We start from the raw sequence: 23,111 nt of genomic DNA, 5'->3' as shown, positions 1-23,111 counted from the left end.
CCGCCCAACCTTCCCGCGTCGATGTGTCCGACCCCCGTCGCCCATAGTATTTTGCCTGGTCTATGAGTGGTCTTGTCGGGCTCGTCGTCGTGGACGCAGCGAACGTGGTCGGCTCGGTGCCGGACGGCTGGTGGCGCGACCGGCACGGGGCGGCCGAGCGGCTGCGCGACCGGCTCGGCGCGGTCGCGGTGAGCGGCGTCCCGGAGCGCGCGGACGTCCCCGGCTGGGCCCGTCAACCGCCCCTGGACATCCTCCTGGTGGTGGAGGGCGCGGCGCGCGGAGTGGAGCCGGTGGAGGGCGTACGGGTGGAGGCCGCGCCGGGAAGCGCGGACGACCTGATCGTGGAGGTGGTGGCCGGGCGCGATGCGGGCCGGCCCTGCCTGGTGGTCACCGCCGACCGGGAGCTGCGGGAGCGGGTGACGGCGCTGGGCGCGGAGGTCGTGGGCCCGCGCAGCGTCAGGGGCTAGACGCGCCGTCAGAAGGCCGACGGGGTGTCAGCCGCGCGTACCGGTCTCGGTCGCCCGGCTGTGGCCGCGCCCGTACAGGACGTAGATGACCAGGCCCAGCACCATCCACACCGCGAACCGCAGCCAGGTCTCCGCGGGCAGATTGAGCATCAGCCACACTGACGCCGCCACGGAGACGGCGGGCAGCACCGGCACCCATGGCGCGCGGAAGGCGCGGGGCAGGTCGGGGCGGGAGCGGCGGAGGACGATGACGCCGAGCGCGACGACGACGAACGCGAAGAGGGTGCCGATGTTCACCAGCGCCGCCAGCTGCTTGATGCTGGTGAACCCGGCGACCACGGCGATGAGACCGCCCAGCAGGATCGTCGAGCGGTACGGGGTGCCGAACCGCGGATGCACCTTGGAGAAGACCCGGGGCAGCAGCCCGTCGCGGCTCATCGCGAAGAAGACCCGGCTCTGGCCCAGCAGCAGGATCATGCACACCGTGGTGAGCCCGACCGCCGCGCCGAAGCTGATGAGGCCCGCGTAGAAGGGGTGCCCGGTCGCCTTGAAGGCGTCGGCGAGCGGGGCGTCGATCGACAGCCGGGAGTACTTCTCCATGCCGGTGACCACGATGGACACGGCCACGTAGAGCGCGGTGCAGATGAAGAGCGAGCCGAGGATGCCGCGCGGCATGTCGTGCTGCGGGTACTTGGTCTCCTCCGCCGCGGTGGCCACGACGTCGAAGCCGATGAACGCGAAGAAGACCACGGCGGCGGCGGTGAAGATTCCCTCGACGCCGAAGGCCGTCGGCTGGTATCCGGCCATCAGCTGGATCAGCGGCGCCTTCAGCCCGGAGGCGGCGGGCGTGGGCTGGGCCTCGGGGATGAAGGGGTGGTAGTTGTCGCCGTCGATGAAGAAGGAGCCCGCGATGATGACGAGCAGTACGACGGTCACCTTCACCGCGACCACGACGGAGGTGACGCGCGCGGACAGCTTCATGCCGAGGACCAGGATCGCGGTCAGCACCAGCACCAGGAGGGCGGCGAGGATGTCGAAGGTGAAGCCGCTCGCCTCGTCGGGCCCGGAGAGCACGGCGGGCAGCCGCCAGCCCGCGTTCGCCAGGAGCGAGCGCACGTACCCGGCCCAGCCGACCGCGACCACGGCGGTGCCGAGCGCGAACTCCAGCACCAGGTCCCAGCCGATGATCCAGGCGGGCAGCTCGCCGAGCGAGGCGTACGAGAAGGTGTACGCGGACCCGGCCACCGGCACGGTCGAGGCGAACTCGGCGTAGCACAGCGCGGCCAGCGCGCACACCACGCCCGCGACCACGAAGGCCAGCGCGGTCGCGGGGCCCGCCTGCTGTTTGGCGACGGCCCCGGTGAGCACGAAGATGCCGGTGCCGATGATGACGCCGACGCCGAAGACCGTGAGGTCCAGGGCGGAGAGCGACCGGGTGAGGGCGTGCTCGGGCTCTTCGGTGTCCTGAATGGACTGCTCGATCGTCTTCGTCCGCAGATAGGCCGGCCGGGCCTTGCCCCGGGGGCCGCCGCGGCCCCCGTCGCCGCCTGGTTCCTCATCGCTCACCGGTGACACCTCCACGCCTGCCCCCGCGCGTCATGGTTCTGCCAACCGCCCGGGAGCGAAGCGCGCACACTCGGCGGCCTCGCCGATTCACCCGATGGGGGCGGGCGAGCGGGACAGGCGCTGGGCCGGTCGGAGCATGAAACGGCCCCGGCCCGGACCGCAGAGGTCCGGGCCGGGGCCCTTCGTACGAGAGCTAGTCGCGCACCGGCTCGGCGGGGGTCGCCGGACGCGTCGCCACGCCCTGCCCCTCCGTACCGGACGGCTCCTCGTAGCCGCCGCCGAGCCGCGACACCAGGCCGGTGATCTGGCGGGCGACGTCCGGGGCGGTCAGACCGATCTCGGCCATGACCTCCTTGCGGGAGGCGTGCTCCAGGAAGCGCGGCGGGATGCCGAAGTCGCGCACCGGCATGTCGACGCCGGAGTCGCGCAGCGCCTGGGCGATGGCGGAGCCCACACCGCCGACCCGGCTGTTGTCCTCGACGGTGACGACGACGCGGTGGCGCTCGGCGAGCGCGGGAAGCTCCTCGTCCACCGGCTTGACCCAGCGCGGGTCGATCACGGTGGCCGAAATGCCCTGCTTGTCCAGAAGGTCGGCGATCTCCAGGCACATCGGGGCGAGCGCGCCGACCGAGACCAGCAGCACGTCCGGGGTGTCCCCCGCGGCCTCGGCGGGCTCGCGCAGCACGTCCATGCCGCCGATGCGGCCGACCGCTGCCACCTCCGGGCCGACCGCGCCCTTGGAGTACCGCACCACCGTCGGCGCGTCGTCCACCTCGACGGCCTCCCGCAGCTGGGCGCGGACCTGGCCCGCGTCGCGCGGGGCGGCGATCCGCAGCCCGGGGACGACCTGGAGCAGCGACATGTCCCACATGCCGTTGTGAGAAGCCCCGTCCGAACCGGTGATCCCGGCACGGTCGAGGACGAAGGTGACGCCGCACTTGTGCAGCGCCACGTCCATCAGCACCTGGTCGAAGGCGCGGTTGAGGAACGTGGCGTAGACCGCGAAGACCGGGTGCAGCCCGCCGGTGGCCAGGCCCGCCGCCGACACGGCGCCGTGCTGCTCGGCGATGCCCACGTCGAAGACCCGCTCGGGGAACCGTTTCGCGAACTCGGTGAGGCCCACCGGGTGCAGCATCGCCGCCGTGATCGCGACGATGTCCTCCCGCTCCTCGCCGAGCTTGACCATCTCCTCGCCGAAGACCGAGGTCCAGTCGGCGCCACCCGCAGAGATCGGCAGACCGGTGTCGGGGTGGATCGGGCCGATGCCGTGGAAACGGTCGGTCTCGTCCTGCTCGGCCGGGGTGTAGCCGCGGCCCTTCTCCGTGAGGCAGTGCACGATGACCGGGCCGCCGAAACGCTTCGCCCGCTGCAGCGCGGACTCCAGCGCCTCGATGTCATGACCGTCGATCGGGCCGACGTACTTCAGCCCCAGGTCCTCGAACATGCCCTGCGGGGCGATGAAGTCCTTCAGCCCCTTCTTGGCGCCGTGCAGCGTCTCGTACAGCGGCCGGCCGACGACCGGGGTGCGCTCCAGGAGGTCCTTGCCGCGGGCCAGGAAACGCTCGTAGCCGTCGGTGGTGCGCAGCGTGGCGAGGTGGTTCGCGAGGCCGCCGATGGTCGGCGAGTAGGACCACTCGTTGTCGTTCACGACGATCACCAGCGGGCGGTTCTTCGCGGCGGCGATGTTGTTCAGCGCCTCCCAGGCCATCCCGCCGGTCAGCGCGCCGTCCCCGATGACCGCGACCACATGGTCGTCCTTGCCCTGCAGCTCGTTCGCCTTGGCGATGCCCTCGGCCCAGCCGAGGACGGCGGAGGCGTGGCTGTTCTCGATGACGTCGTGCTCGGACTCGGCGCGCGACGGGTAACCCGACAGCCCGCCCTTCTTCTTGAGCCGAGAGAAGTCCTGGCGCCCGGTGAGCAGCTTGTGGACGTAGGACTGGTGGCCGGTGTCCAGCAGCACCTTGTCCCTCGGCGACTCGAAGACCCGGTGCAGGGCGATGGTCAGCTCGACCACCCCCAGATTGGGCCCGAGATGCCCTCCGGTCTTGGACACTGCGTCGACGAGAAAGGTGCGGATCTCCGCGGCCAGCTGATTCAGCTGCTCCGGGGAGAGCCGGTCCAGATCGCGCGGTCCCCTGATGCCGGTCAGCAGCACCCGTGCCTCCTTGCTGTCGAGCGTCTCCATCGAGCCAGTAGCCCCCGAGAGTCTAATGCTGCCCTACGGAAAGGCCCGGTTCGTCTCCGGGGCACGGTGTCGGTTCGCGCCCGGCCCTGGAGACGTCCCCGCGGCGGAGGGGGTTCCTAACCGCGGCCGGCCGAGCGCTGTGTTCTCCGCGACACCGAGTCGATGACCACGGCGGCCAGCAGCACCGCACCGGTGATCATGTACTGCACGGAGTTCGCGACGCCCAGCAGGTTCATACCCGAGGAGATCGACCCGATGACCAGCATGCCGAGCATCGCCGACCATACCGAGCCGCGCCCGCCGAAGAGGCTGGTGCCACCGATGACCGCGGCCGCGATGGCCTCCATGAGCAGGTTGCCGGTCCCGGCCTGCTGGCTCGCCGACCCGATCCGGGACGCGATCATGAGACCGCCGAACGCGGCCATCAGCCCGGACACGGCGAACACCGAGATCCGCACGGCGACCACGTTGATGCCCGCGCGGCGCGCGGCCTCGACGCTGCCGCCCAGGGCGATCACCTTGCGTCCGTACGGGGTACGGCGCACCACGAAGTCGAGCGCGACCAGCACCACCACGAAGATCACCAGGGCGAGCGGCAGGCCCAGGTACTCGTTGAGCCGCCAGGCCGCCGCGTAGGCGATCACCGCGAGCACGGCGGTGCGCACCAGGATCTCGCTCAGCGGCCGGGAGGGTATGCCGACCGCCTTGCGGCGCCGGCTGTCCAGGAACTGGGCGAGAAAGAATCCGGCCACCGCGACGGTCGCCGCGCCATAGGCGGCGATCAGCTGGCTGAAGTAGTGATCGGTGAGCATGCGCACGAAGCTGTCGTCGTCGATGCCGATGGTGCCGGTGGTGCCGAGCACCTGCAGCATCAGCCCGTTCCAGGCCAGCAGGCCGGCGAGGGTGACGACGAACGCCGGGACGCCGATCTTGGCGAAGAAGAAGCCGTGCAGCGCGCCCAGCGCCGCTCCGGCGGCCAGCGCCGCGACCACCGCGACGCCCTCGGGCACGCCATGGCGCACGTTGAGCACCGCGAGGGTGGCCGCGGCCAGACCGCTGAGGGAGCCGACGGACAGATCGATCTCGCCGAGCAGCAGCACGAAGACGATCCCGACCGAGATCATGCCGGTACCGCCGATGAGGATCGACAGGTCGGAGAGGTTCTTGGGCGAGAGGAAGGCGCCGTCCTTCCACTGGAAGACCGCCCAGATGACGGCGATGCCGACGATCACCGGGACCGCGCCCAGATCACCGCTGCGCATCTTGCGGGCGAACTCGCGGAGGTAGCCCTTGAAGCCCTCCTGGCGCACCAGCAGCCGCGGATCGACCACGGTCACCGCGTCCTTGGCGACCGGGCCGGCGTCGGCCGGTCCGGCCGGGGCCTTGTTGCCGACGTCGTCCCCGCCGGCCCCCTCCCCGCCATGGGCGTCATTGGTCTTGTCGAGACGGGTGCTCACTTGGCGGCCTCCCCGCTGCGCGCCTTGCGGCGGGTCACGGCGTTGTCCGTGGCGCCGGTGATGGCGGAAATGATCTCTTCTTGAGAGGTGGTACGGACGTCGAACGTGCCGTTGTTGCGGCCCAGCCGCAGCACCGCGACCCGGTCCGCGACCGCCTTGACGTCGGCCATGTTGTGGCTGATGAGGATCACGGCGAGCCCGCGCTCGCGCAGCCGCTCGACCAGGTCGAGGACCTGCGCGGTCTGCTCGACGCCGAGGGCGGCGGTCGGCTCGTCCAGGATGACCAGCTTGGGCTCGCCCAGCATCGAGCGGGCGATGGCGACGGTCTGCCGCTGGCCGCCGGAGAGCGAGGCGATCGGGATCCGCACGCTGGGGATGCGGATCGACAGGGTGCTCAGCAGTTCACGGGCGCGGCGCTCCATCTCGACCTCGTCCAGCACCCCGGCGCGCAGGATCTCGCGGCCGAGGAAGAGGTTGCCGACGACGTCGATGTTGTCGCACAGGGCGAGGTCCTGGTACACCGTCGCGATGCCCAGGTCCTGGGCGTCGTGCGGCCGGGTGATCCCGACGGGCCTGCCCTGCCATTCGAGGACGCCCTCGTCGGCGGGGCCGACTCCGGCGATCGCCTTGACGAGGGTCGACTTTCCGGCGCCGTTGTCGCCCACCAGGGCGACCACTTCACCGGCGCGGACCTCCAGTTGGATGTCGGTGAGCGCCTGGACGGCGCCGAACCGCTTGGAGATCCCGCGCAACGCCAACACGGGTTCGTTCGGCACGATGGCCATCTCCGTTCCGGGCAGGGGGCGGCCCCTGCTGTGTGACGGAGGGGAGAGATCTCTCCCCTCGGACGGGGGGTGTTCGTGGGGCAGCGGCCGGGCCGCCGGTGTGTTCACGGCGGCCCGGCCGCGCGCTGACGCGCTGTGCGCCGTACGGGGTCGTACGGGTCGTACGGGTCGTACGGCGGGGCTACTCGAGCCCGGCCGCGGCGCAGGCGGCCTTGAACTTCGCCGTGCAGATCTGGCCGACCGAGTACAGACCGTCCTTGACGACGGTGCTCTTGATGTTGTCCTTGGTCAGCGAGATCGGGGGGATGAGAGTGGCCGGGATGTCCTTGGTGGTCGGGCTGTCGACCGTGTTGGACTCGGCGACCTTCTCACCACGGCCGAGGGCGATGGCCATCTTCGCGGCCGCGGTCGCCTCCGCCACGTAGGACTTGTAGACGCTCATGTACTGCTCGCCGCTCACCACCCGCTGCACACCGGCGAGTTCGGCGTCCTGGCCGGTGACCGGGGGCAGCGGCTTGACGCCACCGCTCTTGAGCGCGGTGATCGCGCCGCCCGCCATGCTGTCGTTGGCGGAGTAGACGCCGACGATGTTGTCCTTGCCGACGGAGGAAATGGCTCCCGTCATGGCCTTGTTGGCCTCTTCGGCCAGCCAGCGGTCGACGTCGTAGGACTTGGCCACGTCCACCTTGCCCTTGAGGACCGACATCGCGCCCTTCTTGAACAGGGCGGCGTTGGGGTCGGCCTCCCAGCCGTTGAGCATGATGACCTTGCCGTCCTTGGCCTTCTTCCCCAGCGCCTTCAGCAGCGCCTCGCCCTGGACCTTGCCGACCGTCTCGTTGTCGAAGGACGTGTAGGCGGAGACCGGGCCCTCGGCCAGCCGGTCGTAGGCGACGACCGGGATGTGCGCCTCGGCGGCCTTCTTGACCGATCCGGCAATGGACTTGGAGTCCACCGAATCCAGAATGATCACATCGACCTTCTTAGTGATCATGGAGTCGACCTGCTGCTGCTGTACCGCCGGGTCCGACTTGGCGTTGGCGTACTGAATCTTGCAGTCGGAGCAGTCGGCCAGGATCTTCTTCTTGATCAAGGGCCGGTCGAAGTTCTCGTATCTCGCCGTCTGGTCCTCGGGCAGAAGGAGACCGACGGTCAACGGCCCGGACTTCTTCTTCTTTTCGCCCTTGTCGCCCGCTTCCTTTGCCGAACCACAGGCGGCGAGCGAGGCGGCCATCGATAAGGCGGCGGTGACAATGGCGACGCGGCGCATCGTTGCGTTCATAACGGGGGTGACCTCCCTGACGAGGCCGCGTCATTGCGGCCGAGGTTGGCGTGAAGTCAACTCCGGCCCCGTCATGGCGTCAAGAAGTAAATCCTTAACGAGATGGCAACGGTGCCATTCGTTATCTGAGTGAACGCAGCCGGACGGGCCCGAAAGGGCATGCCACATGCCCCCGGAGGGCACCGGGAAGGTCCTCGGGGGCACGCGGGGCGTCAGGCGTACGGCAAGCGCCGCGTACGGCGGCGGCGCGGCGGCTCAGGCGAGTGCCGGGGTACCCGCCGACAGGGCGCCCTCCAGCAGCGTCGAGTCGCCCATCTCGCTCAGCACCAGCGCGAGGGCGCCCAGCACCTCGGCCCGGCCGCCGAGCGCCCCCGGCATCACGGCCAGCTGACGGGCGGCGCTGGGAATGGCGTAGCGCGCGACCGACTCGCGGATCGGGCCCAGCACCAGCTCCCCCGCCTCGGCGAGGTGACCGCCGAGCACCATGCGGCTGGGGTTGATCAGGTTGCACAGGTTCGCCACGCCGCTGCCGATGTGCCGGCCGACGTCCGCGATCACCCGGCGGCAGCCGGGGTCGCCGTCCCGGGCGAGCTGCACCATGCGCTCGATGGTGAGGTCCGCGCCATGGCTGGAACGCAGCAGCGGCAGGATGTAGCGGGCCGCGGCGAAGGTCTCCAGGCAGCCGCGGTTGCCGCAGCGGCACACCGGGCCCGACTCGTCGAGGGTGATGTGGCCGATCTCGCCCGCCGTGCCGCCCGGGCCCCGGTAGATCTGGCCGCTGATCACCAGCCCCGCGCCGACACCGTCGGCGACCTTGATGTACGCCAGGTCGGCGACCCCGCGCCCGGAGCCCCACACCAGCTCGCCGAGCGCGCCCAGGTTGGCGTCGTTGTCCACGTGCACCGGCACCCCGAGCCGCTGGGCCAGGTCGTCGCGCGGATTGGTGCCCGCCCAGCCCGGCAGGATCGCGGTCGAGCCGAGCGTGCCGGTCTCCACGTCTATCGGGGCCGGGACGCCGAGGCCGACGCCGACGACCTTGTCCTGGCTCAGCCCGGTGCCGGCGATCAGCCTGCTGACCAGCTGCTCCGCCCGGTCCAGGCCCTGCGCGGAGGAGGCGTCCACATCCAGCGGCTCCGCCTCCTCGGCCAGGACCTGGTGGGCGAGGTTGCCGACCGCGACCCTGAGGTGCGTATGGCCGAAGTCCACGCCCACCACGATGCCCGCGTCCCCGCTGAGCGAGACGCTGCGCGCCCGGCGGCCACCCGCCGAGGTGGGCGTGACCTCGACCGTTCCGCCGTCCTTCAGCTCGCGCACGATGTTGGAGACGGTGGCAGCGGACAGCCCGGTGGACCGGGCGATCTCCGCCTGGGTCAGCGAGCCCGCCATACGCACCGCCCGGACCACCCGCTCCAGGTTGGCCCGGTGCAGCGACGACTGCGATCCCGGAGTCTCCACGCCCATCCACTCCCGCCTTCTGCGGGCGGCACGCCGGCCGCTCCGCCGGCCGGGCCGCAGCAGTGAGGCCCGGCTTTGTCTCCAACATGTGAACTCTAAGCTGAGCCGCCCCGCTTGTTCCACGTCAAGCCCTTGACATGGTGAGGCGGCCTTCGAGCGAGGGTGTGGCAGGAGGTTTCCCCGCGCTTCCCCGCACAATCGCGATATCCCGCCAGCGTACGACGGAGCGATTGCATCCGTTTCGTTCACATATCGAATACTATGCGGGTTCTACTTGAGCGCCCCGGCGGTCAGCCCGCTCTGGACCTGGCGCTGGAAGACGATGTAGGCCGCGAGCACCGGAAGCATCGCCAGCACCAGCCCGGCGAACAGCGCCGACCAGTCGCCCTTGTACTGCTGGCTGGCCGCGAGCTGCACCAGCCCCTGGGTGAGCACCCGCTTGTCCTCGTCCGTGTTGAGCACCGTGGGCAGCATGTACTGGTTCCACTGGCCGAGGAAATTGAAGATACCCACGCTGATCAGCCCGGGCTTCGCCATCGGCAGCATGACCTGGAAGAACGTCCGGGTGTGGGACGCGCCGTCGATCAGTGACGCCTCCGCCACCGAGGTGGGCAGGGTCTTGAAGAAGGAAGTGAGGAAGAAGACGGTGAACGGCAGCGAATAGGCGATGTAGACCAGGATCAGCCCGTGGAAGGTGTTGAGCAGACTCATGTTCTTCATGACGAAGAACAGCGGCACCAGCGCCAGGATGATGGGGAAGCTCATCCCGCCGACGAACATGAAGTAGATGACGCGCTTCCCCGGAAATTCGAACCGGGCCAGTACATACGCCGCCATCGCCCCCAGCAGCATCGTGCCGATCAGCGAACAGCCCACCACCAGAACGGTGTTGACGAAGAAGTCGCCGATGTTCGACTTGCTCCAGGCGCGCGACCAGTTGTCGAAGTGCAGCGCGGAGGGCAGCCCCCAGGGCGAGGTGAAGATCGCCTTGTCGGTCTTGAGGGAGCTCATCACCGCCCACAGCAGCGGCATGGTGACGAGCAGCCCCCAGATCACCAGGATGCCGTGCGAGAAGACGTTGAGGACCTTGCCCTCGCTGCCGATCCGCCCCTCGGGGGTGAAGCGCGGCGGCCGCTCGGCGCGGGGGGCGGCGAGCGGCGGCTCGTCGTCCTTGGTGACGCCGGGGAGTTCCGAGGGCTCTGCTTGCGAGGTCACTGTGATCCCCCCAGGTCGGCGGTCGAACGGTGGTTCGCGGGTGCGGTCACGGGCCCCGGCATCAGTACTCCAGCCGTTCGCGCCGGCCGAGCCTGCCCACGACGACCGCGAAGATCAGGGTGACGATCAGCATCGCGACGCCGATCGTGGTCGCGCGTCCGGCCTGCCCGTCGTGGAAGGTCTTGGTGTACACGTAGTAGCCGAGGACCTGGGTGGAGTCGGCGGGTCCGCCCGGGCCCACCGTCATGATCTGCACGACGGCGAACGCGTCGAGAGCGATGATGCCCATGTAGATCCAGCCGGTCTGGACCGTGTCCCACAGCAGCGGCAGGGTGATCCGGAAGAAGGTGTGCACGCGGTTGGCGCCGTCGAGCAGCGCGGCCTCGTAGAAGTCCTTCGGGATGGAGCTCATCCCGGCGGAGAAGAGGACGACATAGAAGCCGACGTTGCTCCAGACCATCACGGCCATGAGGCACCACAGCGCCAGCTTCGGATCGGCCAGCCACTCCTGTTGCAGCGCGTCCAGGCCGACTCCGCCGAGGAAGGCGTTGAGCGCGCCGTTGCGCGGGTTGTAGGTGAACTGGAACAGCAGGGCGACGATCGCGATCGACAGCACCTGCGGAAAGAAATAGATCACCTTGTAGACGCTCGACCCGCGCACGCCCGTGATGGCCGCGTTCTTTCTGCCGCGGCCGCCGACGTTGAGCATGAAGGCGAAGAAGAGTCCGAGCCCGAGCGTCACCAGCGGCACGACCAGCAGCAGCAGAACATTGTGTCCGACCGCTTTCCAGAAGAGGTCGTCATGCAGCAGCCAGGTGTAGTTCCTGAACCCGACCATCTTGAAGTCGGAACTCAGGCCGGTCCAGTCCGTGAACGAATAGTAGACGGCCTGGACGAACGGCGAGATCACGAAGACCGCGTAAAGGATCACCGGCAGGGCCAGGAACCCCGCGATGAACCGGTATTTACCATGCTGCATTTCTACCGACCTCGGACTTCTCTCGCGGATAATGCCGCCGGCGACGCGTCGAACTCCATCAGATGTGCCTCGATCAGACGTGCTTGTACTTCTTGACGGCGTCGTCCTTCGCCGTCTCATCGGCGAACTTCTGACACTTCTTGATCGCCTCGGCCGGAGTCATCCGGCCCGCCATCATCTCGCCCAGCGCGCCCACGCCGATCTGCTGCTTCTGCAGCGTCCCGTACCAGTCCTGCATGCGCGGGTTGACGATGTTCTTGCCCGCCTTCTCCAGCGCCTCCTGAGCGGACGCCAGGCCGGGCGGCAGCGTGAGGCCGTCGGTGCCACCGTTGAGGGAGGTGAGCGAGGAGACCTGCTTGATGAAGTTCTTGCTGGACTTCTCACCGAGCATGATCCGCAGCAGCTCCATGCCGCCCTCGGGGTTCTTCGCCGACTTCGGCACGATGAAGGGCTCACCACCGGAGGCCCAGAGGGTGCCGAACGGCATCTTGTCGCTCTTGTCGAGGCCGGACGGCGCGCCCACCGCCATCTGGAAGTCCTTCGGCGTGGTCTTCTTCGCCTCGTTCTCCACCCAGGAGCCGTTGGGGATGAACAGCGCCCGGCCCTGATTCCACGCGGTCTGCGACTCGATGTGGGTGAGGCCCGGGGTGCCCTTGAGGATGTAGCCCTTCTGGTACAGCTCGTAGTACGCCTCGAAGGCGGCCTTCACGGCTGGGTGCTTCCAGGCGTTCGGCTCCAAGTTGTCGATCGAGTCCAGGACCCCCCTGCCACCGATCTTGGCGATGAAGGGGTAGAGGCTGAACGGCAGGTAGTACGGGTACTTGCCCGGGTACGTCCAGCCCGCGATGCCCTTCTTCTTGGCCTTCTCGCAGACCTTGAGCATGTCGTCCCAGGTCTCGGGGTACTCCACGTCGAGCTTGCCGAGATTGGTCTTGGAGTACCAGACTCCGTAAACGGTGTAGGCGTAGTAGAGGACGTAAACCGGCTTCCCGTCGAACTGGCCCATCTCCGCGACACCGGGGCGCAGCGTGTCGCGCACCGTCTTGTTCGGGTCGTCGACGGAGGGCGCGTCGAGCAGCGGAGTCAGATCGGTGAGCTGGTTCTTGCCGACCAGGGTGCCGATGTCCATCTGCTCGGCGCCGTTGTTGTCGACCAGGTCCGGCGGGGTGCCGCCGTTGAACCGCGGCTGGAGCACGGTCTGGACCTTCTGGGTCGCCGAGTGCTTGATCTTGCCCTTGGTCTTCGGGTACGCCGCGGCGTACTCGGCCTCGGCGTCCTTCGCGTACTGCTGGCCCAGGCCGCCGTCGAAGATGACGACGTCGAGGGCGGCGCTTTCGTTGACGGCGAGCGGGTTCTTGGCGCTCTTCTTGCCCTTGTCGACCTTCTTCTCGCTGTCGTCACCACCACTGGCACAGGCGGAGAGCACACTCATCGCCGGCACCGTGATCAGCCCGAGGGCCGCCGACCGCTTGATCAGGTCACGCCGTCCGAAATCTGGGGTGGATCCCATGCTCAAGTCCTCGCCTTCGTCAGGACTCAGGCGGTGTAACGGTTTCCCGTACATGCTCGCCTCCGGGCGAGGGGCCCGACACCGCGGGTCAGTTGAAGCGTGAAGCGGAATTGCTGGGTGTGCGCCGGGAGGGCTCAGAACCGCCGAGGCCAGCTCGACACGGCCGCGGCGCGGCCTCCCCCTGGGGCGACAGGTATAGTCCACTGGGCATCGAGAGGGCAAGATCGAATGGTCATCGGGTAGGCATCTTTCCCGAGTTGAGACCTGTCCGACATACCGTGGAGGGCCCAGCCCGTACGGCACTCAGCCGTGCGCGCGACGCTTGAGAGGCGGTCCCCGTGTCCCGGAAGCAGCTCCCCCTCGCCACCAGTGTTGTCGTGGCCGCGACACTCGCGTTCTCCGCCGGCTGTGGCTCGGACAGAGGCGGCTCGCCGGCCGGGGACGCCAAGGGCGGTGCCGCGATCGGCAAGGGCATGGCCCGCCTCCCCGTGGAACCGACCCAGGAGCCGACCGAGGAGCCGACCGAGGACCCCACCGACGAGCCCTCGGACGGGCCCACCGGCGGCTCGGGGCTCATATCGGCGGACGCCAAGATGGGCACGTGCGGCTGGAGCCCGGACGGCAAGCCGTACGCCAATGTGAAGATCAGCAACTCCAGCTCCTCCACGGCCTACTACTTCCTCCTCGTCGGGTTCGTGGACAGCTCCGACGAGGTCGTGACCACAGGCACCGAGTCCGACGCCTCGGTGGCGGGGAACTCCGACAAGACCGTCAAGGTCTCCGGCCTCCAGGCGGACTCCTCCAAGAAGGCGAAGAAGTGCCGTCTGTCGATGGCCACCAAGTCCGACTCTCCCGGCTGATGGGTCGCTGATGGATTATTGACCGGCCGTCATGGACAGGGGCCGCATCCCGGCGCGGGTGCGGCCCGCGTCGCGCGGTCGCCACCCCAAAGATCACTCGCATGGAGTGATCACCCGCACGGGTTGTGCACCGCCGTCACCTTGACACCACCCTCCCCGCGACGCCCTACTTATCCTTGCCCCACCCAATCGACAACGTTGTCAAACTCGTTGAGAGGCCGAGTATGCGACAGAGACGGCTCAGACGCAGACCTCCGTTACGTCGAGCGGCCGCCCTGGTGACGGCCGCTCTGCTGGCGGTCACCGCCCAGGGCGCGGCGACCGCCGTTCCGCGGAGCCCCGGAGCGGCCGCTGACCGGGCCGGGACGGCGTTCGCCTCGTCCTTCGAGGCGGACGATCCGCAGCCCGACTGGCGCAACACCGTCGAGACCACCCCGGACGGCGCGAAGAAGGCCGACGGCGTCGACGGCGGCTACACCACCGGCATCCCGGGGAACGTGACCGACAAGGTCACCGACGTCCGGGCGAGCGGCGAGTACACCGACGCGGGCGAGACCAAGGAGAACCTGGTCGACGGTGAGGTCACCACCAAGTGGCTCGCGTTCGACCGGACGCCCTGGCTCGAATTCGACCTCTCCGAGCCCGTCGCCGTCGTCCGTTACGCCCTCACCTCCGCCAACGACGCCCCGGAGCGCGATCCGGCCGACTGGACGCTCAAGGGTTCCGCCGACGGCTCCGGCTGGACCACGCTGGACACCCGCGAGAACGAGGCGTTCGACAAGCCCCACCAGACCCGGGAGTTCCCCGTCGAGGGCGCCGCCGCCTACCGCCACTTCCGCCTGGAGATCACCCGTAACAGGGGCGCGGACGCCACCCAGCTCGCCGAGGTGCAGTTCGGCAACAGTGACACCAGCCCGCCCGCCCCCGCCGACATGCGCAGCCTGGTCGACCAGGGCCCCACCGGTTCCCCCACCGCCAAGCGGAACGCGGGCTTCACCGGCACCCACGCCCTGCGCTACGCGGGCACCCACACCCCGGACGGCCGGGCGTACTCGTACAACAAGGTCTTCGACGTGAACACGGCCGTCACCCGCGACACCCTGCTCTCGTACCGCATCTTCCCGTCGATGCCCGAGACCGACCTGAGCTATCCCGCCACCCATGTGTCGGTCGACCTCGCCTTCACCGACGGCACCTACTTAAGTGAGCTGCCCGGCGCGGTGGACCAGCACGGGGCCCGGATGAGCCCCCAGGGGCAGGCGGCCTCCAAGACGCTGTACGTCAACCAGTGGAACCACAAGGAGTCCCGGATCGGGGCCGTCGCGGCGGGCAAGACGGTCGACCGGATCCTCGTCGCGTACGACTCCCCGGGCGGCCCGGCGAAATTCCGCGGCTGGGTGGACGACATCTCGCTCGCCCCCAAGGCGCCCGAGAAGCCGCTGAAGCACCTCTCCGACTACGCGGTGACCACGCGCGGCACGAACTCCAGCGGCAGCTTCTCGCGCGGCAACAACTTCCCCGCGACCGCCGTCCCGGGCGGCTTCAACTTCTGGACGCCGGTGACCAACGCGGGCTCCACCAGCTGGCTCTACGAGTACGCCCGCGCCAACAACGACGACAACCTGCCCACCATCCAGGCGTTCGGCGCGAGCCATGAGCCGAGCCCGTGGATGGGCGACCGGCAGACGTTCCAGGTGATGCCGTCCGTCGCGGCCGGCACTCCGGACGCCTCCCGCACCGCCCGCGCGCTCCCCTTCCGGCACACCAAGGAGACCGCTCGCCCGTACGGCTACGGCGTGACGTTCGAGAACGGCCTCACGGCCGAGATCGCGCCCACCGACCACGCGGCGGTCATGCGCTTCACCTATCCGGGTGAGGACGCGAGCGTCATCTTCGACAACGTCGACAACAACGGCGGGCTCACCCTCGACGCCGAGCACGGCGTCGTCTCCGGCTACTCCGACGTCAAGAGCGACCAGTCCGCCGGCGCCACCCGGATGTTCGTCTACGGCGTCTTCGACGCGCCCGTCAGCGCGAGCGGCACGCTGCCCGGAGGCGGCGGCAAGGACGTCACCGGCTACTTCCGCTTCCGCCCGGGCGCGGACCGTACCGTCACCCTCCGCATCGCCACCTCCCTCATCGGCGTCGACCAGGCGAAGAACAACCTGCAGCGCGAAATCCCCGCCTCGACCTCGTTCGAGCAGGTCAAGCGGAGCGCCCAGAGCGCCTGGGACGACATCCTGGGCCGTATCGAGGTCGAGGGAGCGAGCCGCGACCAGCTCACCACGCTCTACTCCAGCCTCTACCGGCTATACCTCTATCCCAATTCCGGTTACGAGAACACCGGGACCGCGCGGAAGCCGCGCTACCAGTACGCGAGCGCCTTCTCACCCGCCGCCGGGGAGAACACCCCGACCCGCACCGGCGCGAAGATCGTCGATGGCAAGGTGTACGTCAACAACGGCTTCTGGGACACCTACCGCACCACCTGGCCCGCCTACTCGCTGCTGACCCCGAAGCGCGCGGGCACGATGGTCGACGGCTTCGTCCAGCAGTACAAGGACGGCGGCTGGATCTCCCGCTGGTCCTCCCCCGGCTACGCCGACCTCATGACCGGCACCAGCTCGGACGTGGCCTTCGCGGACGCGTACCTCAAGGGCGTCCGCTTCGACGCCGAGGCCGCGTACGAGGCGGCGCTGAAGAACGCCACCGCCGTGCCGCCCTCCTCGGGCGTGGGGAGGAAGGGCATGTCCACCTCCCCCTTCCTCGGCTACACCAGCACCGAGACCCATGAGGGCCTGTCCTGGGCGCTGGAGGGCTACCTCAACGACTTCGGCCTCGCGAAGATGGGCCGCGCCCTGTACGCGAAGACCAAGAAGCCCCGCTACCAGGAGGAATCCGACTACTTCCTGCACCGCGCCCAGAACTACGTCACGCTCTTCGACAACAAGGCGGGCTTCTTCCAGGGCCGGGACGCGGCCGGGAAGTGGCGCGTGCCGTCCGAGAAGTACGACCCGCGGATCTGGGGCTACGACTACACCGAGACCAACGGCTGGGGCTACGCCTTCACCGCCCCGCAGGACAGCCGGGGCCTGGCCAACCTCTACGGCGGGCGCTCCGGCCTGGCCAAGAAGCTCGACACCTACTTCTCCACCCCGGAGACCGCCTCCCCCGACGTCAAGGGCTCGTACAACGGCGTCATCCATGAGATGACCGAGGCGCGCGACGTCCGGATGGGCATGTACGGGCACAGCAACCAGGTGGCCCACCACGCCACCTATATGTACGACGCGGCCGGACAGCCCTGGAAGGCCCAGGAGAAGGTCCGCGAGGTGCTGGCCCGCCTCTACACCGGCAGCGAGATAGGCCAGGGCTACCACGGCGACGAGGACAACGGCGAGCAGTCCGCGTGGTACATCTTCAGCGCGCTCGGCTTCTACCCGCTGGTGATGGGCGGCTCCGAGTACGCGATCGGTTCGCCGCTGTTCACCAAGGCCACGGTGCACCTGGAGAACGGCCGCGACCTGGTCATCAAGGCGCCGCGCAACAGCGCGCGGAATGTGTACGTCCAGGCTCTGAAGGTCAACGGCAAGCCGTGGAACTCCACCGCCCTACCGCATGCGCTCCTCTCCAAGGGCGGCACGCTGGAGTTCGCCATGGGCGCCAAGCCGTCGAAGTGGGGTACGGGGGCGAAGTCCGCACCCTCCTCCATCACCCAGGACGACAAGGTGCCCACCCCGCGCCACGATCTGACGGTGCCGAGCGGTGGCACCGCGCTGCTGGACGACACGTCGGGTACGGAGGCGACGTTCGAGTCGGTGGACCTGCCGGTTGAGGATGCGGGCCGCGCGGTCCAGTACACCCTCACCTCTGCCGACCGCGCGAAGGCACCCACCGGCTGGGTCCTCGAAGGCTCACACAACGGCGAGAAGTGGCAGGCCCTGGACCGGCGCTCGGATGAGTCGTGGTCCTGGGACAAGCAGACCCGCGTCTTCTCGGTACGGGCGCCCGGTACGTACGAGCACTACCGCCTGGTGCCGGACGGCAAGGCGACCCTGGCCGAGGTCGAACTGCTCGGCTGAGCGGTTGGGGTGGGCCGGGTCCGTACGCACGGCCCCGGCCTGCCCGGCCCTGGACGCGAGCAGGTGACCGGGCGGCCCATTACGGTGAGTTCATGTCACATTCCCTCGCACTCCTCGTCATCGACATGCAGAACGCTCTGGCGGCGATCTCGTACCGGTCCGCCGAGACCATCGCCGTGATCGCGGCGCTCCGCGAACGTGCCAAAGCCGCGGGCGTACCGGTCGTGACGATTCAGCACCGGGGCGGCGAGTTGGAGGCTGGTACCGAGGGCTGGCGGATCGTGCCCGCACTCACGCCCGCCGCTGACGAGGTCGTCGTCCACAAGACCAGTGCGGACAGCTTCCTCCACACTGATCTCGACAAGACCCTCAAGGCGTTGGGCGTCACCGAGGTGGTCATCACCGGGTTCGCGACCGAGGTCTGTGTGGACACCACGGCCCGGCAGGCGCTGAGCCACCAGTACGACTTGGTGCTGGTCGCCGACGGGCACACCACATCCGAGCGGCCCGACACCGGCGAGTACGCCTCGCCGGAGAGGTCGATCGCCCACCACAACGAGATTTTCCGGCACATCGACTTTCCCGGGCGCCGCATCCGCGTAGTGCCCGCACACGAAGTGGACTTCACTGGCGCTTAGCACTGTTCTCGGCGTGAGGACGCCGGACGGCGACGGCGCGGGCCCCGCCCCGGCCCCGCCGCTGCTCCATGCGCCGAAGGCGCGAGACGAAGCCCGCGCCCGACGGCCGGTCTCAGGCCGCTTCGGCCCGCTCGAAGGTGGGCGCCGAGGGCGCCGCGAACCACACGATCCGGGCGGTGATCCCCTTCTCCCGCCCGAACCACAACGTCGCTCGTTCGGGTGAAGTGAGGCTGAGCCGGTGTTGCCCGTTGGCGGTGACGACGTGCGCGCTCCCGTCCTCGTAGGCCAGGCCCCACGCGGCGATCTCCCCGTCCAGCCCGCCGGGTTCCACCTCGTACTGCACGGCGACGGCGAAGACGCGGGGCGCCTGGTCGAGTGCGAGGTCGCGGAGTTCTTGGTCGAAGTCGAAGACAGACATGGAAGTCTCCCGTCAGGAAGGGGAATTGAGCCATGCACGTACGGTGACGTGGTTCACACCATAGCGAGTCACATCTAAACCTTTACTTGATTTACCAGGAATCCTTTATAGATACCCTCTTGTGGGGGACAAGGGAGGGAACGTCATGCCGACAAGTAACCCACCGACCGCGCGACGACAACGCCTGGGCGCCGAACTCCGCAAGCTCCGTGAGCGCGCGGGAATGTCGGCTGCAACGGCAGCGGGGCGCTTGGGCGGCAACCAGACCCAGATCAGCAACATCGAGGCGGGCCGCCACGGAGTGAGCGCTGACCGCGTCCGGACGCTGGCTCGCCTCTACTCTTGCGGGGACCAGGACTACATCGACGCACTCGCCGCCATGACCGGCGCGCGCACGCGAGGGTGGTGGGAGGAGTATCGCGAGTACCTGCCGGTCGGACTGCTCGATCTGGCCGAGGTGGAACACCACGCCACGTACGTACGCGTCGCCACCATGGTCCACATCCCAGGGTTGCTCCAGACCACCGAACACGCACGCGTGGTCTTCAACGCAGGCATCCCGCAACTCGCACCGTACGAGGTGGAGCATCGCGTCTCGCACCGCATCAAGCGGCAGGCGATCCTCCACGGGGACACCCCGACACCGCTGACAACGATCATTCACGAGGCCGCTCTCCGCATGGGGTACGGCGGCTCCACGGTGGTCCGTAGGCAGCTTCAGCACCTGATCGACATGGGCGAGCGGGACAACATCACCATCGTGGTGATTCCGTTCGGTGCCGGACCTCTTCCCGGCTCCGGCCAGTCAGTTGTTTACTTCGGAGGCCCCGTGCCGCAGCTCGACACCGTCGAACTCGATACCAGTCACGGTATCGAATTGGTCGACGCGGAGGCCCAACTGATCAATTACCGAAACGTGCTGGACCGTATGCAGGGGTATGCCCACAAGCCCGCAGCATCCAGGGACCTCATCCACCGCATCGCGCAGAGCAGCTAAGGGGAACCACGTGTCCATCCATGACTGGCAGAAGTCCTCGTACTGCGCCCAAGGAGCCAACTGCATCCACGTCCGCAAAGTGACTGCTGAATGGCAGAAGTCGTCCTACAGCCACGAGGGGGCCAACTGCCTCAACGTCGCCGCCCCGGCTCCCCACACCATCGCGCTCCGGGAGAGCGACGAACCGGACGTCATCCTCACCACCACCCCCGCCACGCTCGGCACCTTCATACGCGCGGCGAAGGCCGGGGCGTTCGACGGGCTCACCCAGGACCGATAGGGCGCGTCGCGCCGCCCGCGAATGCCAGGATGGAGCGCATGGCTACCGTCCTGGCATTCCACGCCCACCCCGACGACGAGGCGCTGCTGACCGGCGGCACGCTCGCCCGGCTCGCCCACGAGGGACACCGGGTGGTGGTCGTGGTCGCCACGGACGGCCTGATCGACGCCGCGCCAGCGGAGGGAGAATCACCCCGCCTGCACGAACTGCGCACCAGCGCCGCTTTGTTGGGCGTCGACCGCGTCGTCCACCTCGGCTACGCGGACAGCGGCCACGGCCCGCTCCTCTACCCCGACCCGCCGGACCGCGCCCGCTTCGTCCGCGCGGACACGGAGGAGGCCGCCGAGCGGCTGGCCACGATCCTCCGCGAGGAGGACGCGTCGATGCTGCTTCACTACGACCCCCACGGCGGCTACGGCCACCGCGACCACATCAAGGTCCACCAGGTCGGCCGCCGCGCCGCCGAACTGGCCAAGACGCCCAGGGTGCTGGAAGCGACGATGCCGCGCGACACCGCCGAGCGCCTGATCCGCCTGGCCCACCGGCTGAGGATCCCCCTCCGCTTCACCCCCGAGGAGCTGAACACCCGCTTCAGCCCCCGGTCGGACATCACCCACCGCCTCGACGTCCGCCGCTACGCCCGCCAGAAGCAGGCGGCCCTGGCGGCCCACCGCTCCCAGATCAACGGCAACGGCCGGATGAGCGCCGCCATGCGGACGATGCTCCGGCTACCGGCCCCGCTCTTCGGTCTGCTGCTGGGCCGGGAGTGGTACATCGACGTCTCCCCCGTCCGAGCCCCACAGCCCTAGCCAGTGCCGCATCAGACAACCTTCGCCCTGTAGTGACGTGACGCCAGGCAGGGGACCGGCGAGCATCTCCAGGATCCGGTTGTGGGCGCCGGGCCGATCCGGATCCAGCGGGGCCCGGCGGCGCGTTACCGATCTTGCTCCGGCAAAGGGTCGTTGGCGAGAGCGGCGGCTGAGGTCCAGGGGTCGACTTCTGACAGAGCCCACTGAGCCGGTGGGGCGTTCAATCGAGGGTCGGCATCAGCGGTGGGCCATCCGACTCCGCCGCCAAGGTGACTTTTCGCAGCAGGACCACAAGTTGCTCCCGCTCCGCTTCGCACAGCGGCGCCAGTAGTGCACGCTCAGTCGCGAGCTGATCGCCAATCGTGGATGACCAGGCATGGCGTCCCTTTTTGGTCAATGTGACAAGCAGGCTCCGGCGATCCTCCGAGGCATGATCTCGGGTCACGTAGCCGGACTTCGCCAGACGGTCCAGTCGGTTCGTCAGCGTCGCCGGATGGGTGTCCAGAGCTTGAGCCAGCCGCGTCGGCGACATCTGGTACGGCTCCCCGACGGAGCACAGACGCCAGAGGATCTCGTACTCCCACATCTTCAGCTTGCGCTTGGCGAGCCCTGCCTCCTTACGGCGCTGGAGATGTCGTACCAGCATCTGCATCCGCGTGACGACGCCTTCGATCTTCGGATCCAGGTCAGGGACCTCGTGTCCCCAGTGAGCAATGTGCCGGTCGATCGAGTCCACCGATGAGAGCGGATCGTGCGGCGTCGTGTCCATGAGGCCAGCATACAGTCAGTTACTACCGATACATATATTTTGAAATCATAGTAATGTCGAACCACTCGCTTCCGAGGAGGTTCTGATGGCTCCCTTGCCCACCGCGCTCGCAGGCCGCATCGACGAGCACGTCATCGACAGCACCCTGCTGCGCCACAACCCCCTGGGAGATTCGGCGCACAGGCCGTTGTGGGTCTACACCCCACCCGGATACGACACCGACACCGAGCACCGATACCCCGTCACCTATCTGCTGCTCGGCTACGCCGGCACCCTCCCGATCTGGCGCAACCGCACCCCATACCGCCAGCCGGTACCCGAACTCATCGACGGGATCTTCGCCCGTGGCGATGCGCCGCCGATGATTCTGGTGTTCGTCGACGCCTGGACCACCTACGGCGGCAGCCAGTACGTCGACTCACCAGGGACCGGCCGCTACCACTCGTACCTCTGCGAGGAGATCGTGCCGTGGGTCGATGCCCACTACCGGTCGCTCGCCGACCGCGATCACCGGGCGTTGGCGGGGAAGTCCAGCGGGGGACTCGGCGCAATGATCACATCGATGCTCCGACCCGACCTGTTCGGAGCGTTCGCGACACACTCAGGCGACTCGTTGTCGGAGGCCCAGTACATCCCTCATTTCCTCATGGCAGCACGCCACTTGAGGACGTACGACAGCGACATCTTCCGCTGGTGGGACGACTTCCGCTCACGAGTGGCCTTCACCAAGGACGAGGACCTGCGGCTGCTCGAACTGCTCGGTGTCTCGGCCTGCTTTTCGCCCGCTCCGGACTGCACACCACAGTTGCCCTTCGATCCACGCACGGGCGCGATTCGGCCGGAGATCTGGCAGCGCTGGCTCGACTGGGACCCGGTGAGGATGGCGCCACTGCACGCCGAGGCACTGCGATCCCAGCGGGCGATCTGGATCGACGCGGGCACCCGCGACGAATGGTTCCTCGACCTGGGTGCACAAGCATTCCGCGACGCCCTCGCCGAGATAGGAGTGGATGAGGAGGTCATACGCTTCGAGCTGTTCGACGGAGGGCACCATGCCGTGGAATACCGGATGCCGCCCGCACTCGCATGGCTCTCTCAACGGATGGCGCGCCCGTAGCACCTAGCCGGGACCCCTCCGGAATCAAGACGTTGACCGGCACCGAGGTCTGAGTCCCAGCCAAGCGTGGCCGGCAGCGGCGGGCCAACCTGCCGGTCGCGGGTCTTCCAGTCCACCGGGTTGAGGCTGCTGGCCGTGGTGCGGATGAGGACTTCGCCGGCGGCGAGGGCGGGTTCAGCGATCTCGCGGACGGTCAGGACGTCGGAGCCGCCGTGGCGATCGATCTGGACGGCATGCATGGTC

Annotated in this window: 20 protein-coding genes; 8 read left to right on the top strand and 12 right to left on the bottom strand. The window is 68.6% G+C overall.

The features are described from left to right. Positions 1 to 62 precede the first annotated feature (62 nt). Positions 63 to 467 (top strand): NTP pyrophosphohydrolase, encoded by a 405-nt coding sequence (locus ACFZCY_RS23035; protein WP_391176230.1) that lies wholly within the window; start codon positions 63 to 65, stop codon positions 465 to 467. 27 nt (positions 468 to 494) lie between these two features. On the opposite strand, the gene ACFZCY_RS23030 is transcribed toward ACFZCY_RS23035, so the two are convergent. The 9 genes from ACFZCY_RS23030 to ngcE form a co-directional block, all read right to left on the bottom strand. Next, the gene (locus tag ACFZCY_RS23030; RefSeq protein ID WP_391177202.1) at positions 495 to 1,964 is read right to left on the bottom strand and encodes an amino acid permease; all 1,470 of its coding nucleotides are present in this window, start codon (positions 1,962 to 1,964) and stop codon (positions 495 to 497) included. 262 nt (positions 1,965 to 2,226) lie between these two features. Continuing rightward, positions 2,227 to 4,218, bottom strand: coding sequence for a 1-deoxy-D-xylulose-5-phosphate synthase (dxs, locus tag ACFZCY_RS23025; RefSeq protein WP_391176227.1), 1,992 nt, complete (start codon positions 4,216 to 4,218; stop codon positions 2,227 to 2,229). Between the two features lie 116 nt (positions 4,219 to 4,334). Beyond that, the gene (locus ACFZCY_RS23020; RefSeq protein WP_391176224.1) at positions 4,335 to 5,675 is read right to left on the bottom strand and encodes a sugar ABC transporter permease; all 1,341 of its coding nucleotides are present in this window, start codon (positions 5,673 to 5,675) and stop codon (positions 4,335 to 4,337) included. Then, complete coding sequence (locus ACFZCY_RS23015) at positions 5,672 to 6,460, bottom strand: ATP-binding cassette domain-containing protein (RefSeq protein ID WP_391176222.1); 789 nt, start codon at positions 6,458 to 6,460, stop codon at positions 5,672 to 5,674. Before ACFZCY_RS23015 ends, ACFZCY_RS23020 begins: the two co-directional genes overlap by 4 nt. Positions 6,461 to 6,641: 181 nt before the next feature. Beyond that, entirely contained in the window at positions 6,642 to 7,739 is a 1,098-nt protein-coding gene (locus ACFZCY_RS23010; RefSeq protein ID WP_391176219.1) for a substrate-binding domain-containing protein, read from the bottom strand. Positions 7,740 to 7,994: 255 nt separating this feature from the next. Beyond that, positions 7,995 to 9,194, bottom strand: coding sequence for an ROK family transcriptional regulator (locus tag ACFZCY_RS23005; protein WP_361484603.1), 1,200 nt, complete (start codon positions 9,192 to 9,194; stop codon positions 7,995 to 7,997). Positions 9,195 to 9,464: 270 nt separating this feature from the next. After that, entirely contained in the window at positions 9,465 to 10,409 is a 945-nt protein-coding gene (locus ACFZCY_RS23000; protein ID WP_391176216.1) for an ABC transporter permease subunit, read from the bottom strand. A 61-nt stretch (positions 10,410 to 10,470) separates the two neighbouring features. Continuing rightward, positions 10,471 to 11,388 carry an ABC transporter permease subunit gene (locus tag ACFZCY_RS22995; protein ID WP_391176212.1) on the bottom strand — a complete coding sequence of 306 codons (918 nt, stop codon included), beginning with the start codon at positions 11,386 to 11,388 and terminating at the stop codon, positions 10,471 to 10,473. Positions 11,389 to 11,461: 73 nt separating this feature from the next. Beyond that, positions 11,462 to 12,898: an N-acetylglucosamine/diacetylchitobiose ABC transporter substrate-binding protein gene (gene ngcE / locus ACFZCY_RS22990; RefSeq protein ID WP_391176209.1), complete on the bottom strand. Its 1,437-nt coding sequence runs from the start codon at positions 12,896 to 12,898 to the stop codon at positions 11,462 to 11,464. A 338-nt stretch (positions 12,899 to 13,236) separates the two neighbouring features. Here ngcE and ACFZCY_RS22985 point away from each other — a divergent pair, with 338 nt between their 5' ends. The 3 genes from ACFZCY_RS22985 to ACFZCY_RS22975 all read left to right on the top strand — a co-directional run bounded on the left by ACFZCY_RS22985 (position 13,237) and on the right by ACFZCY_RS22975 (position 18,478). Then, positions 13,237 to 13,758, top strand: coding sequence for a PT domain-containing protein (locus tag ACFZCY_RS22985; protein WP_391176205.1), 522 nt, complete (start codon positions 13,237 to 13,239; stop codon positions 13,756 to 13,758). Between the two features lie 224 nt (positions 13,759 to 13,982). Then, positions 13,983 to 17,840, top strand: coding sequence for a GH92 family glycosyl hydrolase (locus tag ACFZCY_RS22980; RefSeq protein WP_391176202.1), 3,858 nt, complete (start codon positions 13,983 to 13,985; stop codon positions 17,838 to 17,840). Positions 17,841 to 17,932: 92 nt separating this feature from the next. Next, a complete protein-coding gene (locus ACFZCY_RS22975) occupies positions 17,933 to 18,478 on the top strand; it encodes an isochorismatase family protein (RefSeq protein ID WP_391176199.1) in 546 nt (181 codons plus the stop codon). 112 nt (positions 18,479 to 18,590) lie between these two features. On the opposite strand, the gene ACFZCY_RS22970 is transcribed toward ACFZCY_RS22975, so the two are convergent. Then, positions 18,591 to 18,896, bottom strand: coding sequence for a hypothetical protein (locus tag ACFZCY_RS22970; RefSeq protein WP_391176196.1), 306 nt, complete (start codon positions 18,894 to 18,896; stop codon positions 18,591 to 18,593). Positions 18,897 to 19,041: 145 nt separating this feature from the next. On the opposite strand from ACFZCY_RS22970, the gene ACFZCY_RS22965 reads away from it, so the two are divergent. Genes ACFZCY_RS22965 through ACFZCY_RS22955 form a run of 3 tightly spaced genes read left to right on the top strand, consistent with a single transcriptional unit; the run spans position 19,042 to position 20,982 of the window. Next, on the top strand, positions 19,042 to 19,893 hold the full coding sequence (locus ACFZCY_RS22965; RefSeq protein ID WP_391176192.1) for a Scr1 family TA system antitoxin-like transcriptional regulator: 852 nt from the start codon (positions 19,042 to 19,044) through the stop codon (positions 19,891 to 19,893). Between the two features lie 10 nt (positions 19,894 to 19,903). After that, complete coding sequence (locus ACFZCY_RS22960) at positions 19,904 to 20,173, top strand: DUF397 domain-containing protein (protein WP_391176189.1); 270 nt, start codon at positions 19,904 to 19,906, stop codon at positions 20,171 to 20,173. Between the two features lie 38 nt (positions 20,174 to 20,211). Beyond that, complete coding sequence (locus ACFZCY_RS22955) at positions 20,212 to 20,982, top strand: PIG-L family deacetylase (protein ID WP_391176187.1); 771 nt, start codon at positions 20,212 to 20,214, stop codon at positions 20,980 to 20,982. A 220-nt stretch (positions 20,983 to 21,202) separates the two neighbouring features. On the opposite strand, the gene ACFZCY_RS22950 is transcribed toward ACFZCY_RS22955, so the two are convergent. Then, on the bottom strand, positions 21,203 to 21,751 hold the full coding sequence (locus ACFZCY_RS22950) for a MarR family transcriptional regulator (RefSeq protein WP_391176184.1): 549 nt from the start codon (positions 21,749 to 21,751) through the stop codon (positions 21,203 to 21,205). A gap of 85 nt (positions 21,752 to 21,836) precedes the next feature. On the opposite strand from ACFZCY_RS22950, the gene ACFZCY_RS22945 reads away from it, so the two are divergent. Then, positions 21,837 to 22,868 (top strand): alpha/beta hydrolase-fold protein, encoded by a 1,032-nt coding sequence (locus ACFZCY_RS22945; protein WP_391176181.1) that lies wholly within the window; start codon positions 21,837 to 21,839, stop codon positions 22,866 to 22,868. Here the strand turns inward: ACFZCY_RS22945 and ACFZCY_RS22940 are convergent. Next, on the bottom strand, positions 22,847 to 23,107 hold the full coding sequence (locus ACFZCY_RS22940) for an alcohol dehydrogenase catalytic domain-containing protein (protein WP_391177198.1): 261 nt from the start codon (positions 23,105 to 23,107) through the stop codon (positions 22,847 to 22,849). The genes ACFZCY_RS22945 and ACFZCY_RS22940 overlap by 22 nt on opposite strands. Positions 23,108 to 23,111 lie beyond the last annotated feature (4 nt).

It is taken from the genome of Streptomyces sp. NPDC007983 (assembly GCF_042958345.1).
Classification (GTDB): domain Bacteria; phylum Actinomycetota; class Actinomycetes; order Streptomycetales; family Streptomycetaceae; genus Streptomyces.
This window is presented reverse-complemented; position numbering and strand designations above follow the sequence as displayed.